The sequence below is a fragment of the Syntrophaceae bacterium genome (assembly GCA_013177825.1).
Taxonomy (GTDB): domain Bacteria; phylum Desulfobacterota; class Syntrophia; order Syntrophales; family PHBD01; genus PHBD01.
The window spans coordinates 301,364-318,169 of the sequence record JABLXX010000001.1; the positions used below are offsets into that span (position 1 = coordinate 301,364).

Consider the following 16,806-nt stretch of genomic DNA (forward strand, 5'->3'; position numbering starts at 1 on the left):
CCGGCCATGGTCAGGACTGGAGGATGTAGCGACGAACGCTAATATTCAAGAGCAGTCCCACGGCGGTCATCATAACCACCAGAGAGGACCCCCCGTAACTGATGAAGGGCAGAGGAATGCCCACGACGGGAAGAAGCCCCAGCACCATGCCGATGTTGATGAAGACCTCCCAGAAGAAAAGCATCGTGATTCCGAAGGCAATCAGCATCCCTGCGTAGTCCCGGGCATGGCGGGCAATTTTGACTCCCCAGAGAATGAGGGCCAGAAACAGCAGCACCAGCACCAGGCCGCCCAGGAATCCCCACTCTTCGGCAAATACGGAGAAGATGAAATCCGTCTGCTGTTCCGGAAGGAATTTGAGCTGGGTCTGGGTTCCTTTCAGAAATCCCTTCCCGAGGAAACCGCCGGAGCCCACGGCTATCATGGATTGGAGAATGTGATAGCCCGTCCCCAGCGGATCCTGGTTCGGGTCCAGAAACGTCATGAGCCGCTGCTTTTGATAGTCCTTCAGGAAAAACCAGGCCGCCGGAAGCAGGGTCAGGATTCCTCCCGCTGCCAGCAGGAAGGATTTCAGGCGCACGCCGACAAAAAAGACCATCGAAACGAAGATGATCAGCAGCATCAGGGCGGTCCCCAGGTCCGGCTGCTTGAGAATGATCAGGAACGGCAGGAAAGCAATCAGGAACGGGATCGCCAGTTCGCGCAGGCGATAGGGCCGCGGGATGCGGTGTTCGTGAAAGTATCGGGCCAGCGCCGGGATGAGGGTGAGCTTCATCAGCTCCGATGGCTGAAACGAGAACCCTCCCAGGTTGATCCACCGCTGGGACCCCTTGACGGCGGTTCCGAGAAAGAAGACGGTAATCAGCAGAGCGATGGAGAATCCGTAAATAACATATGCATGGCGGGCGATGAACCGGTAATCCACGGAAAAGGCGATGAACATGGCCAGGATGCCGATGGTCAGCGACTGCATCTGCTTGATGTAGAGAGGCGTATGGCGGGCATCGGCCAGGCTGTAACCCGTGCTGTAGATGTTCATGACACCGACGAAACAGATGATCAGAATCATCCCGAACAGCGTCCAGTCGAAATTGAGAAGCAGCCTGCGGTCGAACTTCACGGATCCTCCTTCCGGACCGGATCCGGCTGAACGGCCGCCATGGCCGGCTTCACCCGGGAAGGAGGATCCCGGCGGGCCGTCTGTTCCTTTGCGGCCGGATTCTTCTGCTCGAAATAAGCATCAATGACCTTGCGGGCAACGGGAGCCGCCGCCGAGCCTCCATGTCCGGCGTTTTCCGCAATGACGGCGACGACGATTTCCGGATGTTCATGGGGGGCGAAACAGACAAACAGGGCATGATCGCGGAATCGGCCGGAGAAGCTTTTGACTTTTCCATCCGGGGCGTTTCCCACAACCTGGGCGGTGCCTGTTTTTCCGGCCACGTCGGCTTCCTTCCTGCGGAGCGCTCCTCCGGTTCCGCCCGGCTCGTTCACGACCCCCCACAGGGCGTCCCGGAGGAGGATGCGGTTCTCCTCACGGATCGGCAGGACGCTCTTTTTCTCCGGTGGAAAGGCCTGGACGACCTTTCCGTCAATAGCTTCGATCTGGCGGATAACGCGGGGACGCCAGAGGGTGCCCCCGTTCGCCAAGGCGCCGTATGCCGAGGCAAGTTGCAGCGTCGTCACGGTGTTATAACCCTGGCCGATGGAAATGGAAATGGTTTCCCCCGGCTGCCAGGGAGCCTTGAAGCGGGCGAGCTTCCAGTCCCTTGTTGGGATGATGCCCCCCTTTTCCCGGGGCAGGTCGATGCCGGTGACGTCGCCGAATCCGAAGGCGCGGGCATACCGGGCGATCTTGTCGACGCCGAGAAGTTTGCCCAGGTTGTAGAAGTAGACGTCGCAGGACTCAACGATGGCCCGGTGGAGGGAGACGCGGCCGTGGCCGTGCTTCTGCCAGCAGCGGAAGGTCCGGTTTCCCAGGGTAAAGGATCCGGTGCAGTTGAAGGAGGTGGACGGGGTGATGAGTCCCTCTTCGAGGGCCGCTGCAGCGACGACCAGCTTATAGGTGGACCCCGGTGGATACTGACCGGAGATGGCCCGGTTCTCCAGAGGGTGGGCTGGATCCTGGCTCAGCTTTTTCCAGTCCCTGGCGGAAATCCCTCCCCGAAACAGGTTCGGATCGAAGGAGGGGGAACTGAGCAGGGCCAGGACGGCTCCGTTGCGGGGGTCCAGGGCGACGACCGATCCGGGCCTGCCATCCAGGGCCTTCCAGGCGGCCTCCTGGAGGACGGAATCGATGTTCAGGACGACGTTGTGCCCTGCGACGGGCGAGAGTCGTCCCAGGATCCGGACCTCTTTGCCCACCACGTTGACGACGACGTTCTCGGCGCCGTTGACTCCCCGCAGGGGTGCGTCCAGGTACCGCTCGATGCCGAACTTGCCAACCATGTCTCCACTGCTGTACCGCAATCCTTCTTTTCCCAGTTCTTCGGGGCTGATCTCGCCCATGTACCCGATGACATGGGCCATCCTTTCCCCCTGCAGATACTGGCGGACAGGCACGACCTCGGAGACCATGCCCGGCAGTTCCAGGGTGTGGGCTTCCACGAGGGCGAGTTTTTCGCGGCTGATGTTCCGTTCGATTCTCAACGGCTCCACGGAACGGGTTTTGCGAATTTCAAGGATCTCTTCGGGATAGGGGAGGGAACGCTCCGTGCAGAGAGCCGCGAATCGTTTCGTTACCTCCTGAACGTTTCCAGCCCGCTGGGGGTGAAACAGGATGTCGAACGCGGCCTGGTTATCCACCAGCACCTTGCGGTTCGTGTCGAGGATCACGCCCCGAATTGCCCGGATGGTGCGGTTGCGCATGCTGTTGCTTTCGGAGCGCTGATACAGCTCGCTCCCCTTGATGACCTGAAGATGCCACATCCGCACCAGAAGGACCGACATGGCGCAGACAATGATCAGAAGCAGCAGCCTGAACCGCTTATGGAATTCGGCAGAGTCATGGCCATTGAGCCTGTTGTGCCGACTTGCCATTCCCGTATCCCTCCAGTTCCAGTCGGCGGCAGAAATGGAATATCGTCGGGGAGAGCCCGCTGAGAATGCACGCCTGGGGAAGATAGATCTTCAGTCCCGTTACGAGGACGTTCATGTCATATATTATATAGTAAATGGAGACAAGAATGATTCCCTCGGCCAGTACGGAAAGAAAAGTGATGGAAATCAGGAAGAAGGTTTTCGTCGAATAGACCCGTGCGGAAACGGAGGATAGACCGAAGAAAATGATTCCATAGGTCAGGATATAGAGCCCCGGGAAGGGAGTGATCAGGGCATCCATGAAGTAGCCCATCAGAAAGGTCAGAACGGCTCCTCTCCCCGTCTCCATGAACAGACCCGCGTAGATCACCGCCACCGTGGTGAGTTCCAGGCTGAGCCGTTCGGCCGTGAAGACCTCCACGATGGATGTCTGAAGGATGACGAGGCCCAGGGCAAGCGGCGGAAGGACAAGGTAGCGACGGATCATTTTTTCTGTTTGTATACCAGGACCAGGACTTCTTCCAACCGGCTGAAGTCCGTTGCCGGAATAACCTCGATCTTCTGGAAAAGACTATCCGCCTTCTTGTCGAAGGCGGTGACCGAACCCAGGACGAGTCCCTTGGGATAGCGTCCGGAGAGACCGGAAGTCAGGACAATGTCCCCCGCCTGAACCTCTTCCAGGTTGGACAGGTATTTCAGGCGTCCGCCGCCGGAACCGTCGCCCTGTAGAATGCCCTCCGCCCGGGTCCTCTGGATCAGGGCATCGATGTTGCTCTTTTCATCCGTGATCAGCAGAACCTTCGAGACATTTGGGGAAGCCTCGATGACGAAGCCCGCCACCCCCTTGCTCGAAACAACGGGCTGCCCTGTCCGGACGCCGGCGGCAGTCCCCTTGTCAAGCAGCACCGTCTTGAAAAGAGTGGCCTGGCTCTTGTCGATGATTCTCGCAGCCACGGAAGGGATTTTCAGTTCCTGCTGCATGTTAAAAAGGGCCTGGAGTCGATGGGCTTCCAGGTATCCCTCCCGATACCGGGTCAGTTCGTTTGTCAGCTCGTCGTTTTTCTTTTCCAGTTCCCGGTTTTTCTGACGGAGTCCGATCAGGTGCAGATAATCCGTCCAGGCGTTCTGCAGGGCGTGGAAGGACGTAGTCAGGGCGGACTGCACAGGGCCGGTGATTTCGAAGACGGCGATGCGGACCGGTCCCGGCCTGTCGGGGAACCGGAGGTGGTAAGAGATCATGGCCAGCGTCAACAGAAGAAACAGAGCCAGGATGATCAGGTTTTTTTTTCGTTTCGGTGCGCTCATGTCCATCCCACAATCATGGCGGAATGGAGGTGCCTTGCATCGCGAGAGCCGGTTCATACCGCTTTTGATACAAGGAACAGATCCCGTTTCGGTTCCGGTGGAAGCGTTGGAAGATACCCGGGGAAACCATCCGGTGCCTTCGGCTGGGAGTGATGGCTGCTTCGTTGATTGTGCCCGGAAGTCGACAGGTCGGGGCGGGAAGCGGCTTCAGGATAACCTCCTCCTCATCGGGACCCGAATCCGCCCGGAAGCCGCCACCTACGGCTGGACGGCCACCTCTTTCAGCAGATTCATGTGGTCCAGGGCCATGCCCGCGCCGCGAACAACGGTAGACAGGGGGTCCTCCGCAACCGTCACGGGCAGCCCCGTTTCCTCCTTCAGAAGGAGATCGAGATTTCTCAGCAGGGCGCCGCCGCCGGTCAGAGTGATGCCGCGGTCCACAATATCCCCTGCGAGTTCGGGCGGTGCATTTTCGAGGGCGTCCTTGACGGCGTCCACAATGAGGCTGATGGGTTCCATAATGGCCTCCCGGATTTCCTCCGAGTTGACCTCGATGATTTTGGGAATTCCGGAGATCAGATCCCGGCCCTTCACATCCACTTTACGGATCTCGTTGTCCGGAAACGCGGAGCCGATGGTCGTCTTGATGATTTCGCCGGACCGCTCGCCGATGAGAAGACTGTATTTTCGCTTCAGATACTGGACGATTTCCTCATCGATCCGGTCGCCGGCGCAGCGCACGGATTTAGCATAAACGATGCCGGCCAGAGAGATAACGGCTACTTCGGTAGTCCCGCCGCCGATGTCTACGACCATGGAACTGATGGGATCCATGATGGGAAGCCCGGCGCCGATGGCGGCAGCCATGGGTTCCTCGATCAGGTAGACCTCACGGGCTCCCGCCGATTCGACGGTCTCCCGTACGGCCCGACGTTCCACCTGGGTGATGCCGGACGGGATGGAGACGATGATGCGGGGACGGATCAGGGTCCGGCGGTTATGAACCCGCTGGATGAAATGCCGCAGCATCACCTCGGTGATGTCGAAATCGGCAATCACCCCGTCCCGGAGGGGGCGGACGGCCTCGATGTTCCCGGGTGTTCTGCCGAGCATTTTTTTCGCATCCGTGCCCACGGCAAGAACCTTTTTTGTTCCCCTTGCGTCTCGATGAACGGCCACCACGGACGGTTCGCTCAGGACGATGCCTTCTCCCTTGACGTAGACAAGCGTATTGGCCGTGCCCAGATCGATCGCCAGATCATTGGAAAACTTCCCCAGAATAAAATCAAACAGCAAGGCGGGACCTCCTGGTCGTTTGCTTTGAAAAAACGAATACTTATGTTCGAAAACCCCAAAGGACAGACCCTTATACTGTATTTCGAAACCCTGATCAATCCATTTTTCCGTTACTTTGGTGCGGATGACCGGTTTGGAGCAATCTCCGTTTCACGGGCTGGAAAGGGACCTCGGACTCGGTTTCCAGGCGTTCGCTGATGGATTGTGGAACGATCACCTGCAACTGTGTCCGTATTGAAGCCGGTGCCCGGTGATGATGCAACGGCGGGTTTTTTCTTGAAAAATCTGTTGCCTGTGGAGGATCCCTTGTGTATAAAAGCCCATCTTCTTGAGGGGAGGAAGCGGCATGCTCAACAAAGCGATGCTCATCGGACGGCTGGGGGCGGACCCCGAGGTTCGCTATACTCCGGATGGAGCCATGATCACGACATTCCGGCTGGCGACGGACGAGCAATGGAAAGACAAGAGCGGCGAGCGGGTCCAGCGGACCGAATGGCATCGTGTCGTCACGTTCGGCCGTCTGGCGGAAATCTGCGGAAACTACCTGAACAAGGGAAAGCTGGTTTACGTGGAAGGACGGATCCAGACGCGCTCTTGGGAAGACAAGGAAGGTCAGAAGCGGTACATGACGGAAATCGTTGCCGCGAACATGCAGATGCTGGACGGGAGGGGCCAGGCGAAACCCACGTCGGGAGATGAGCCGTCACCCGGCGTGCCGGACGGCGGGTACCCGGAAGACGACGTGCCGTTCTAGAGAAGGGGGATTATTTCGGTTCGACCTTTTTGTTCTGGGGGGTCACGTCGATTTCATCGGGTTCCCGGGTGGCTTTCTTGAAGTTCCGGATTCCCTTTCCCAGGGCATTGCCGATCTCCGGTAGCTTGCCGGCACCGAAAATGATCAGAATGATCACCAGGATGATCAGCAACTCTGGAATACCGATACCAAACATTTTTTATTACTCCCTGAAGGGTTTTCTTTCTCCATAGATCATCGCATGAAGCTTGTCAAACCCATCTTTCCGGAGGGTCTTCAGGGAAGCCGAAGGTGAACGACCTGTCCGGGGCTTCCCAGGGGCCCCAGCGGTTTTCCCTGGAAGATCAACAGGGTTCCTCCGGCGTTTCCCACATCGATATCGAAAGAGCGCGATGCCCGTCGCTCCAGCCTTTCCCCCGGTTTCAGCAGGACCTGGTACGGCTGGCTCTGGTCTTCGCTGAGGCGGATCCAGGTATAATCCCGGGCCTCGATGACGAGGGAGTATCCATCCGTTGCTGCTACTGCCGCCGGCGGCGACGGCTGCTGGGGTTGTTGAGCCGGCTCTGTCGGCGCCGGTGCAGGGACGGGCGCGGAAGGTGCGGGGGGCGTCGCCGGGGGAGTGGTTGTGCCGGTCTGGACCGGCGACGAGGCCGGTTCAGGGGCTGTGGGAGCGGCGGTTTCTGCCGGCTTGGCAGTAGGGAAGGATGATGGCGACGGTGCCTTGACCGGCTCCCGGAGCATCAGGACGGCGGCCGCGATGAGCAGGGCCAGCGTCAGGCAGCAGGCTGTGACGATCCATTTCTTGAAGGACTTTCTCTTCGGTGGTATGGGCGCTTCGTCCGGAGGGGGGCTCTGGGATTCCGCCAGGAATCGATTGTACCGTTCCAGCAGTTTTCCTTCGTCGGCGCCGATCGCCTGGGCGTAATTCCGGATGAAGGAACGGGCGATGACCGGGGCAGGCAGTTTTCCGAAACGGCCGCTTTCGATTGCCTCCAGGTTGACCACGGTAATCCTCGTGGCCTCGAAAATGTCCTTCAGTTGAATCCCTCTCGATTCCCGGAGGGATTTCAGATCCTGGACAGGAGATGTCTCTTCCTGTGCGGCTCTCTGAGTGGTTTCGTCCTTTTCCATGGCTGCGCCGTTTTTGCCCCCGAGGATGAAATGATGTCGGACCTTACCATTCTCGGCAGTTTCCATGCAAACGGAAATGGTCGAGTTTCGGCGGAGGATAGGATTTCACCCGTTCCGTCGGCTTTCGAATGATGCGGAGGCAGAGTCGGGACGAACAATTCATCGGCGGAGAGAGATGGAACCATGGATTCCTTCGGCACATTCATGACGGATATCGCCCGGCAGGCCGGGACCTGGCTGAAACGGAGACTCGATGAAGAGCACACCATCGATTACAAGGGAGTGATCAATATTGTCACGGAAGCGGATCGCCAATCGGAAGAGATGATCGTCTCGGCGATTCTCGACCGGTATCCCGATCATGACATCCTGGCGGAAGAGCGGGACCGGGCTTCCAAGGGATCGCCTTGCCGATGGATTATCGACCCTCTCGACGGGACGACGAACTATGCCCACGGCTATCCTGTGTTCTGTGTGTCCATCGCCTTCGAAGAGAACGGAATCGTCCAGTATGGAGCTGTTTACAACCCGATGTTGGAGGAAATGTTCTATGCCCGCCGCGGTGAAGGCGCTTTTCTGAACGGCCGTCCCATTCGCGTTTCCGGAGTCCGGGACCTCTCCCGCAGCCTCCTGGCCACGGGGTTTCCCTACGACATCCGGGAAAACGCCGACAACAACATGGATTATTTCAACATCATGGCCAGAAGGGCCCAGGCGATCCGGCGGGCCGGATCGGCCGCACTGGACATGGCATATGTGGCGGCCGGCCGTTTTGACGGTTTCTGGGAACTCCGCCTGATGCCCTGGGATACGGCGGCCGGGTGGCTCCTGATCATCGAGGCCGGCGGCATGGTTACGAGCCTGTCGGGTGGTCCTTTTACTTTCAACGCACCTCACATCCTGGCCTCGAATGGACAGATTCACGAATCCATGATCGCCGCCCTTCGTCTTGCCGCCCCTCCGGCCTGATCCGGAGACCCTGTCCCTTGTTCCATCCGTTCCGTGAGGCCGGCCGGGTCCTCCGGCGACAGCGGTGATCGTTCCGCCGGGACCCGGCGGAGGCAGGGTTTTTCTCGACCGGAGCCCCTGTCACGGCATCCCTTGACAATGCCGGCTCGGTGTTTATATTAACGCCAAAAGCTGAGAATCAAAAACAATATTAATGGGTTGTCGCTTTCTCGGCTGCTGGTGGAAGTCCGTTTCGACCTCCACAGCAGCAAATCGGGGAAGGCGATGAACCGGAAAAGGAGGTTGAGGATATGTTCGGACCGGTCTGGAGATTTGGAAGAATCGTGGATCTCATGCCGGAGGTACAGCGCCTCCAGCGGGAAATGAACCGGCTGTTCTCGGGTGTCAGCCAGCCTTTCAGCCAGGATTTTCCGGCCATCAACGTTTGGAGCGGTGAAAGCGAGATCGTTGTCTCCGCGGAGTTGCCGGGGGCGGATCCCGACGGCATGGAAATCTCCGTCGTGGGTGAAAGCCTGACTCTCAGCGGTGTCCGGAATCCGGAAGCCTTGAAGGAAGGCGAGAATTATCATCGCCAGGAAAGAAGCAGCGGGCGCTTCAGTCGAACCCTGCAGCTGCCGTTTCGCGTGGATGCGGCAAACGTGGCGGCCCGTTTTGAAAAGGGCATCCTTCACATCACGCTGCCGCGGGCGGAAGCGGACAAGCCCAGGAAGATCAGCATCAAGGCAGAGTAGAAAGGGGGGACGACCAAGATGAAGGAACAGGATCTGCAGAAACAGACGGCTTCGAACCCGGTGGAAATGGAACGGACAAGAAACCGCAAGGTGTATGTTCCCCGGGTCGATATCTATGAGACGAAGGAGTCCATCGTACTGCTGGCCGATATGCCGGGCGTGGACGAGGGTTCAGTGGACATCGTGCTGGAAAAGAACGTGCTGGCCATCAACGGAACGGTGGAACCCGTCAGTTTCCCGGGTCACAATCTTGTGTATGCCGAGTATGACACGGGGGATTATCAGCGGGCCTTCACCCTTCCCGAGGAAATCGACCAGAACAGGATTGAGGCTACAGTGAAAAACGGGGTTCTTCGCGTCGTTCTTCAGAAAGCGGAGAAATCCAAGGCCAGAAAGATCGCCATCAAGGCTGCATGAGAAAGGAGGTGGCAGGTATGCCAATCCGCAGGCTGTTGCCATCGCTCCGGGGAGAACCCGCGGTTCCGGCGGGAAAGGAAAACGTTCATCCTTTCTCAGTCCTCCAGCAGGAAATGAACCGGATCTTCGAAGATTTTTTCCAAGGCACGGCCCTCTCGACGTTTCCCGCCTCCGGCGAGCATGTCGGGTCGTTCTATCCATCCGTGGACGTGAAGGAAGGGGAGAAGGAGATCGTCGTCCATGCGGAACTTCCCGGAATGGAGGAGAAGGACGTGGATCTCCTTCTGGAGGAGTCTTCGCTGGTTCTCAAGGGGGAGAAGAAATTCGAGAAGGAAGACAAGGGTGAGGGCTACCATACCATTGAACGAAGCTACGGGTCGTTTCGCCGGGTCATTCCCCTGCCCCGGGAGATCGATTTGAACAAGACGCAGGCTCGTTTCAAGAACGGCGTCCTGACGGTCACCTTGCCCAAGAAGGAGCAGGCGAAGGCGAAAGGGAAGAAGATACCCATTCAGTCCGCCTGATCGCGTCAAGACGGAGATTCGGCTGCAACATGAAAGAGCCTTTCATCTCCGGAAGAGAAAACGCCAACAAAGAGGAGGAGCGGATTTGAAATCCGCTCCTCCTTTTCTTTCTTTTTGCATCGTGGCGCGGGGGCTGTCACGGGGATTCCCGCCGTCGCGGAGAATTTTCCGCGGAGTGCATTATCCGACCGAGCAGCCATCCGGGTGGAAAATTCTCCTGATTGCTCCTCTGGGAACCCCCGGCCGCCCCCCGCGGATGGCGGGGAGTGGGGCTTCCCGGAGCGCGAATAGAGGCTTTTTCGGGGCACCCTGCCGTCGCAGCGCAGCGCCCGCAAAGTCATCTGTCTGAGCGCCGCAGGCGCGAGTTATGACTTTGCAGCGGAGGAGACGCTGCAGGGTCGAAAAAACTCTTCTGAGCGCGAGGGAAGCCCTCTCCTGCGAGTCGGCTTCTCAGCCAGGGACGCCGGGTTGCTTAAAAAAAGAATAAAAGAAAAGAAGGGGAGCGGATTTCAAATCCGTCCATCCTCTTTATTCCTGATTCGTATCGGCTCCGGGGATTCCTGTCAGGGATCCGACACCAGCTTCACCATAACGTTTCGCGTCCTCGGACCGTCGAACTCGCAGAAGAAGACGGACTGCCATGTGCCGAGCACAAGGCGGCCCCCTTCGATGATGAGCGTCTCCGAGGCTCCGAAGAGAGAAGCTTTCACGTGGGCGTCGGAGTTGCCCTCCCGGTGGCGGTAGGGGCCGTCGGCCGGGACCAGCTTTCCTGTGGTCGCGAGGATGTCCCGGACGACGTCCGGATCCGCGTTTTCATTGATGGTCACCGCGGCGGTGGTGTGGGGCACGAAGACGATGCAGATGCCGTTCTCTAGACCTTGCTCGCGAACGGCGGACTGCAGGGCGTCGGTGATGTCGATCATCTGGATGCGGGCGCCGGTCCGGACGGTGATCGTTTTCATGGATTCTCCGGATTGTTACGCTCCATCAGGGCGTCGTAGAGGTTTCGGCCGATGAGAAGCCCCCGGTCGATGAAGTCCGGCCCGTAGCGGCGCCCCGTCTCCGTCCGGAAGGTCTCCCGGATTCTCCGGAGGCTGTCGAGTCCCTGGAGAAAGCGGGGAAGGACAACCTTCAGGGGGATCCGGCGCGGAAGGAGCATGGCCCAGAGGGTTTCCGTGAAATTGTCCGGTCCCCAACGGAACTTGTCGGCGTCGTACAGGGCGTTCGAAATCAGCCGGGCCGCCTGATCCTCCAGTTCCTCGTGGGGCTGGAAGGCCTCGTGGTTCCGGATGGCCCGGGTCACGGCCTGACGTTCCCCGTCGCTGAGGGCAAAGGCGCCGAGAATCCGCTCCGCCTCTTCCGCCCCCCGATGCGCGTGCTGCCGCTCCGTACGCCGGATGTCGTGCAGGATGCCCGCCAGATGGACGAGGAGGATCACCCGCTGGAGATCGCCCTCGTCCCATGTACGGGCGCCTTCCATGAGGATGATGGCCCCGGCGTCCACCGCCACTTTCTGCACGTGAAGCAGCCCGTGTCCGATGGGGTCGTCCTGATCGGAGATAATGCGTACGGCCTCCCGGACCATGGCTTCGGAAGTGAGAAGCCCCCTGGATTTCTCAACCGCCTTTTCCCCTTCCAGGTAGAAGAGGGGTACACCGGCCTCCGCGGCGAACCGTTCGGCCATTTCCTTTGCCTGCCGGTACTGCTCTTCCATCAAGAGTAGCCTTCCCACCTTATACCGGCCGCTCGCCGAAAATCGCGCGGCCGACCCGTACGATGGTTGCCCCTTCCTCCACGGCAATCCGGTAATCGTTGGTCATGCCCATGGAGAGCTCCTCCATGTGAACGTTCTCGATCCGTTCCCGGCGGATTGTCTCCGCGAGCTGCCGGAGAGTTGAGAAATGAGGCCGGGCCTCTTCGGGATCGTCGAACCAGGGGGGCATCGTCATCAGCCCCCGGATCGAGAGGCCTGGCAATACCGCCAGGGCGCGGACGAGTCCAAGGGCCTGGACGGCAGGAACGCCGCTCTTGCTGGCCTCGCCGCTCACGTTGACCTCCACGAGAATCTTGAGGATCACTCCCGCTGCGGCGGCCCGGCGGTCCAGCTCCCGGCCCAGCTCCATCCGGTCCAGCGAGTGGATCAGGTCGAAGAGCCGCACGGCGTACTTTGCCTTGTTCGTCTGCAGGTGGCCGATAAAGTGCCACGGGAGCGGCCGGCCAAGGAGATCGATCTTGCGCCGGGCCTCCTGGACGTAATTCTCGCCGATGAGGTCCACGCCCGCGGCAATGGCCTCCCGGATCCGGTTGTCGTCGACGGTTTTGGTAACCGCCAGGAGGCGAATGTCCTCCGGGGAACGTCCGGCTTTTCGGGCTGCCCGGGCGATTTCCTCCCGGACGAGGGCGATGTTTTCGCTAACCGATCGGATTGTTTCCATTGGTCGAAAACCGGATGGCCCCCGCCTCGCAGAGGACCTCCATGACTTCGCAGAGGGGCAGGCCCATCACGTTCGTATAGGAGCCCCTGATTTCCTGGATGAAAAAGGCTCCCATTCCCTGGACGGCGTACCCGCCCGCCTTGTCGTACGGCTCGTCCGTGCGGACGTACCAGTTCATTTCCTCGTCTGACAGGTTCTTGAACAGAACGGCTGAGGAGATCGCCCGGGAGACCGCGCGGCTTCCGCCCCCGGACAGAACGGAAAAACCCGTGAAAACCGTGTGCACCCGGCCGCTGAGCGTCTGGAGCATGGCCTTTGCCCCCTCCCGGTCGGCCGGTTTTCCCAGGACCCGACCGTCGATGACGACGATCGTATCGGCACCCAGCACCCAGGCGTCCGGATTCTTCCGGGCAAGGGCTTCCGCCTTGGCCGCCGAGAGCCTGAGCACATGCTCCTCCGGGGATTCCTCAGGGTGTGCCGCTTCCTCCACGCCGCTGGGGACCACCTGGAATGTCAGGCCGACCCTCTCCAGGAGCTCGATCCGCCGCGGTGAAGCGGAGGCCAGGATCAGTTTGTTTTCTTGAATGATTCCCATCTGGTTGAACTCAACTTTCCTCAGGATGCTCCTGTTCTGTAACACAGTTCGTCTCGCCTTGACGACGGGATTTTGATATGCCCCTGAACAGGAGGCGGGAATGGAGGCGCATATGCTGGTATGGAAGCGATTTGTGGAGCCGTCCGACCGGGTCCGGATCCGGGAGATCGTTCAGGCCGCCGGGGCCTTCTCCGACGAGGAGGCGGACATTGCCGTGGAGCTGGTAGACGAGCGCCTGGCCCGAGGTGGGGACAGCGGCTATGAGTTTCTGCTGGCCGAAGTGGAGGGGTGTCTGGCCGGATATACCTGCTTCGGCCGGATTCCCGGGACCGTCTTCAGCTTCGACCTCTACTGGATCGTCGTGGCCCCGGAACGGCAGCGGGAGGGGATCGGCGGCCTGCTGCTGGCCGGGACGGAACGGGCCGCCCGGGAGAAGGGGGCGACGCGGATCTACGCGGACACGTCGTCCAGCCCCCGCTACGAAGCGGCCCGTCGCTTCTATGAGGGATGCGGTTATCGCCGCGAAGCATGTCTCCCGGATTTTTATCGGCCCGGCGACGGGAAGGTGATCTATGCCAAGGTCCTGCCGAAGGAAGATGCGGGCGGAGGGACTTCCTGAAAAACCCGGGGGATGGCTCATCTGTGCTTAGGGATTTTCCGGCGGACGGAGGGAGACCTCGTACATGTCCAGAATGGAGAGGAGGAGCGAGGCCACGATCGGCCCGATGACAAAGCCCGAAATGCCGAACAGGGCGATCCCGCCCAGGGTGGATAGGAAAATGAGGAGCGGGTGCATCTGCACGTCCCGCCCCAGGAGAACGGGCCGGAAGAGATTGTCCACCATGCTGATGACCAGCACGCCTGCCAGAATTACAATGATTCCCTCCCACATATGTCCGGTAACCAGGAGGAGCAGACCGGCGGGCGCCCAGACGATGGAGCACCCGACTCCCGGGATGATGGAGGTCAGCACCATGACGACTCCCCAGGTGAGGGCGCCCTTGATTCCTACCAGGTAAAGCAGGATCCCTCCAAGGAATCCCTGCAGGCCGCCGATGATAAAGGTGACCTTCAGTGTCGCCCGGGCGGTGGTGACGAACCGGCCGTACAGCACGGACTCCCGGTCTTTTCCGAGGGCGAAGAGGGTCTTGCCCCTCTGGAGTATCCGATCCCCGTCGCGGATGAAGAAGAACAGGGCGTAGAGCATCACGGCAAATTTGACCAGGAACATCAGGGTGTTTTGCGTGAAGCCCGTCAGGCTCTTGAAGATGGCATTCGCCAGGTTCTTGATCACCTCGGTGAAGCGTTCGATCAGGGTGTCGCTGTTCAGGTGGAGCCGGGCGGTCGTCGGATGGGCGGCCAGACGGTCCGCCCAGTCGCGGACCGTGTTTTCCAGGTTCGTGATGTCCTTATCGATGGAGTTGTAGATTTCGATGGATTCGTTCACCAGAAGGGTCGCAAGGATCCCCGCCGGGAGAATGAGGATAAAGATGATCAGAATCAGCGTGACGGCGGCGTTCAGGGAAGGAAGGTTTCGTTTTCCCTGGAGTTTGCGGTAGAGGGGCTGAAACAGGCCGGCGATGACCACGGCCCAGAAGAGAGGGAAGAAAAAAGGTTTCAGGAGATAAAGAGACAGCACGACGACCACGCCGGCCAGGGCGGCGAATAGAATCCTGCGCATTTTTACTGAATCCAACATGACGGCCTGCCGCTTTCGTCGTGATCCAATGGGATGCTGCCGCTTCCGGGGGAATCCGGCTGAGATTGCCCGGGAGAGCGACTCCGCTCTCCCGGAAAAACGAATAATGGATTTCCCCGTCCCCGTCAATCGGGAAGCTCGGATGCAGCGTTTTCCCGGAAATCAATCCTCGAAGACGGCGCCTGTGCTGGCGGAGGTGACCAGGCGGGCGTACCGCGCCAGGTATCCCCCGGTCACACGGGGCCGGAAGGGCTTCAGGGCCTTGCGGCGTTTTTCCAGCTCCTGCCTGCCGACCTTCAGGGTGATCGTTTTCTTCGGGATGTCGATGTCGATCCGGTCGCCTTCCCGAACGAGGGCGATGGGGCCTCCCTCGGCCGCTTCCGGCGAGATGTGGCCGATGGCGGCGCCCCGGGTCCCGCCGCTGAAACGGCCGTCCGTGAGAAGGGCCACGGTCTTGTCCAGGCCCATCCCGGCGATGGCTGAGGTGGGACCCAGCATCTCCCTCATCCCCGGGCCGCCCCGGGGACCCTCGTAACGGATCACGACGATATCCCCCGCCTTGATCTTCCCCCCCAGGATGGCCTTGATGGCCTCGTCCTCGCTGTCGAAGACCCGCGCTGTTCCCTCGTTGACCAGCATGTCCTCCGCTACGGCGGACTGTTTCACCACCGCCCCGTCGGGGGCCAGGTTGCCTCTCAGGATGGCCAGGCCGCCTTCCGGGTAGTAGGGATTCTCCAAGGGGCGGATCACGTCGCGGTCGAGAATCCGCGCCGATTTCAGGTTGTCGCCCACCTTTTTCCCCGTCACCGTCAACGCATCCGGATCAACAACGCCCAGTTCGCTGACGGCCAGGAGGACCGCCTGGATTCCGCCGGCCTTATGAAGGTCCTCGATGTGGTGGGCGCCGGCGGGACTGAGCTTGCAGAGATTCGGGGTCCGGGCGCTGATCTCGTTGAACAGGTCCAGGTCGAGCCGGATTCCCGCCTCATGGGCGACGGCGGGGATGTGCAGGACCGTGTTGGTCGAGCAGCCCAGGGCCATGTCCACGGCGATGGCATTACGGAAGGCCTGCAGGGTGGCCACGTCGCGGGGCCGGATCTCCTTCCGGACCAGTTCCATGATCTTCATTCCGGCCTCCTTGGCCAGGCGCCGCCGGGCCGCCTCCACGGCGGGGATGGTTCCGTTTCCCGGGAGACCCAGGCCCAGGGCCTCGGTCACGCAGTTCATCGAGTTGGCCGTGTACATCCCCGAACAGGAACCGCAGCCGGGGCAGGCACAGTCCTCCAGGGCCTTGAGCGTCTTTTTGGTCATCCGGCCGGCCTTGACGGCCCCGACGCCCTCGAAGACGGTGATCAGGTCCGCCGCCTTGTCTCCCAGACGACCCGCCAGCATGGGTCCGCCACTGACGACGATTGCGGGAATGTTCAGCCGCAGGGCTGCCATGAGCATGCCCGGAATGATCTTGTCGCAGTTGGGGACGAGGACCAGGCCGTCGAAGGGGTGGGCCATGGCCATGACCTCGACGGAGTCGGCGATCAGCTCCCTGCTGGCCAGGGAGTATTTCATGCCCGTGTGGCCCATGGCGATGCCGTCGCAGACGCCGATGGCGGGGAACTCGACGGGAGTCCCTCCGGCCAGGCGTACGCCCGCCTTGACATCCTCGGTGATCGTCCGGAGGTGTACATGGCCCGGGATGATTTCGTTGAAGGAATTCACCACGCCGATGAGCGGACGGGAGATCTCCTCGTCGGTGTAGCCCATGGCCTTGAACAGGGACCGGTGGGGGGCCCGCTCCAGGCCCTTTTTCATCAGATCGCTCCGCATCGTCTCTTTCCCCCTTGATCGGTGCCGTGAAGGTGCGTAAGGCAGGTTCTCCCCGGCCGTTCGGGGCCGGGGAGACGGTGAATGGCA

The 16,806-nt window shown here is 60.3% G+C and carries 19 protein-coding genes; 6 read left to right on the forward strand and 13 right to left on the reverse strand.

Annotated features, from left to right (window positions below; translation table 11 throughout):
- Window positions 1-10 precede the first annotated feature (10 nt).
- The 5 genes from rodA to HPY65_01440 form a co-directional block, all read right to left on the reverse strand.
- The gene (gene rodA, locus HPY65_01420; protein ID NPU83117.1) at window positions 11-1,120 is read right to left on the reverse strand and encodes a rod shape-determining protein RodA; all 1,110 of its coding nucleotides are present in this window, start codon (window positions 1,118-1,120) and stop codon (window positions 11-13) included.
- Complete coding sequence (mrdA, locus tag HPY65_01425) at window positions 1,117-3,039, reverse strand: penicillin-binding protein 2 (GenBank protein ID NPU83118.1); 1,923 nt, start codon at window positions 3,037-3,039, stop codon at window positions 1,117-1,119. Before mrdA ends, rodA begins: the two co-directional genes overlap by 4 nt.
- Window positions 3,005-3,526: a hypothetical protein gene (locus HPY65_01430; GenBank protein ID NPU83119.1), complete on the reverse strand. Its 522-nt coding sequence runs from the start codon at window positions 3,524-3,526 to the stop codon at window positions 3,005-3,007. The genes mrdA and HPY65_01430 overlap by 35 nt, the downstream gene beginning before the upstream one ends.
- Complete coding sequence (gene mreC / locus HPY65_01435; protein ID NPU83120.1) at window positions 3,523-4,344, reverse strand: rod shape-determining protein MreC; 822 nt, start codon at window positions 4,342-4,344, stop codon at window positions 3,523-3,525. The genes HPY65_01430 and mreC overlap by 4 nt, the downstream gene beginning before the upstream one ends.
- A gap of 258 nt (window positions 4,345-4,602) precedes the next feature.
- Entirely contained in the window at window positions 4,603-5,640 is a 1,038-nt protein-coding gene (locus tag HPY65_01440; protein ID NPU83121.1) for a rod shape-determining protein, read from the reverse strand.
- Between the two features lie 346 nt (window positions 5,641-5,986).
- Here HPY65_01440 and HPY65_01445 point away from each other — a divergent pair, with 346 nt between their 5' ends.
- Window positions 5,987-6,394 carry a single-stranded DNA-binding protein gene (locus tag HPY65_01445; GenBank protein NPU83122.1) on the forward strand — a complete coding sequence of 136 codons (408 nt, stop codon included), beginning with the start codon at window positions 5,987-5,989 and terminating at the stop codon, window positions 6,392-6,394.
- A gap of 10 nt (window positions 6,395-6,404) precedes the next feature.
- On the opposite strand, the gene HPY65_01450 is transcribed toward HPY65_01445, so the two are convergent.
- Complete coding sequence (locus HPY65_01450) at window positions 6,405-6,590, reverse strand: twin-arginine translocase TatA/TatE family subunit (GenBank protein ID NPU83123.1); 186 nt, start codon at window positions 6,588-6,590, stop codon at window positions 6,405-6,407.
- A gap of 80 nt (window positions 6,591-6,670) precedes the next feature.
- Window positions 6,671-7,525, reverse strand: coding sequence for a helix-turn-helix domain-containing protein (locus HPY65_01455; GenBank protein NPU83124.1), 855 nt, complete (start codon window positions 7,523-7,525; stop codon window positions 6,671-6,673).
- A gap of 183 nt (window positions 7,526-7,708) precedes the next feature.
- Here HPY65_01455 and HPY65_01460 point away from each other — a divergent pair, with 183 nt between their 5' ends.
- From HPY65_01460 to HPY65_01475, 4 genes are all read left to right on the forward strand, one after another.
- Window positions 7,709-8,494, forward strand: coding sequence for an inositol monophosphatase (locus HPY65_01460; protein NPU83125.1), 786 nt, complete (start codon window positions 7,709-7,711; stop codon window positions 8,492-8,494).
- A gap of 332 nt (window positions 8,495-8,826) precedes the next feature.
- Entirely contained in the window at window positions 8,827-9,225 is a 399-nt protein-coding gene (locus HPY65_01465) for an Hsp20/alpha crystallin family protein (GenBank protein NPU83126.1), read from the forward strand.
- An 18-nt stretch (window positions 9,226-9,243) separates the two neighbouring features.
- The gene (locus HPY65_01470) at window positions 9,244-9,642 is read left to right on the forward strand and encodes an Hsp20/alpha crystallin family protein (protein ID NPU83127.1); all 399 of its coding nucleotides are present in this window, start codon (window positions 9,244-9,246) and stop codon (window positions 9,640-9,642) included.
- Between the two features lie 17 nt (window positions 9,643-9,659).
- On the forward strand, window positions 9,660-10,166 hold the full coding sequence (locus HPY65_01475) for an Hsp20/alpha crystallin family protein (GenBank protein NPU83128.1): 507 nt from the start codon (window positions 9,660-9,662) through the stop codon (window positions 10,164-10,166).
- 563 nt (window positions 10,167-10,729) lie between these two features.
- Here the strand turns inward: HPY65_01475 and HPY65_01480 are convergent.
- Genes HPY65_01480 through maf form a run of 4 tightly spaced genes read right to left on the reverse strand, consistent with a single transcriptional unit; the run spans window position 10,730 to window position 13,196 of the window.
- A complete protein-coding gene (locus tag HPY65_01480; protein ID NPU83129.1) occupies window positions 10,730-11,128 on the reverse strand; it encodes a YjbQ family protein in 399 nt (132 codons plus the stop codon).
- Entirely contained in the window at window positions 11,125-11,883 is a 759-nt protein-coding gene (locus tag HPY65_01485) for a hypothetical protein (protein NPU83130.1), read from the reverse strand. The genes HPY65_01480 and HPY65_01485 overlap by 4 nt, the downstream gene beginning before the upstream one ends.
- Before the next feature lie 16 nt (window positions 11,884-11,899).
- Window positions 11,900-12,601 carry a YggS family pyridoxal phosphate-dependent enzyme gene (locus HPY65_01490; GenBank protein NPU83131.1) on the reverse strand — a complete coding sequence of 234 codons (702 nt, stop codon included), beginning with the start codon at window positions 12,599-12,601 and terminating at the stop codon, window positions 11,900-11,902.
- The gene (gene maf, locus HPY65_01495) at window positions 12,579-13,196 is read right to left on the reverse strand and encodes a septum formation inhibitor Maf (protein ID NPU83132.1); all 618 of its coding nucleotides are present in this window, start codon (window positions 13,194-13,196) and stop codon (window positions 12,579-12,581) included. Before maf ends, HPY65_01490 begins: the two co-directional genes overlap by 23 nt.
- A 100-nt stretch (window positions 13,197-13,296) precedes the next feature.
- Here maf and HPY65_01500 point away from each other — a divergent pair, with 100 nt between their 5' ends.
- Window positions 13,297-13,815, forward strand: a complete 519-nt coding sequence (locus tag HPY65_01500) for a GNAT family N-acetyltransferase (GenBank protein ID NPU83133.1) — start codon at window positions 13,297-13,299, stop codon at window positions 13,813-13,815.
- A gap of 27 nt (window positions 13,816-13,842) precedes the next feature.
- On the opposite strand, the gene HPY65_01505 is transcribed toward HPY65_01500, so the two are convergent.
- Window positions 13,843-14,895 carry an AI-2E family transporter gene (locus tag HPY65_01505; GenBank protein NPU83134.1) on the reverse strand — a complete coding sequence of 351 codons (1,053 nt, stop codon included), beginning with the start codon at window positions 14,893-14,895 and terminating at the stop codon, window positions 13,843-13,845.
- Between the two features lie 162 nt (window positions 14,896-15,057).
- Window positions 15,058-16,719: a dihydroxy-acid dehydratase gene (gene ilvD / locus HPY65_01510; protein NPU83135.1), complete on the reverse strand. Its 1,662-nt coding sequence runs from the start codon at window positions 16,717-16,719 to the stop codon at window positions 15,058-15,060.
- Window positions 16,720-16,806 lie beyond the last annotated feature (87 nt).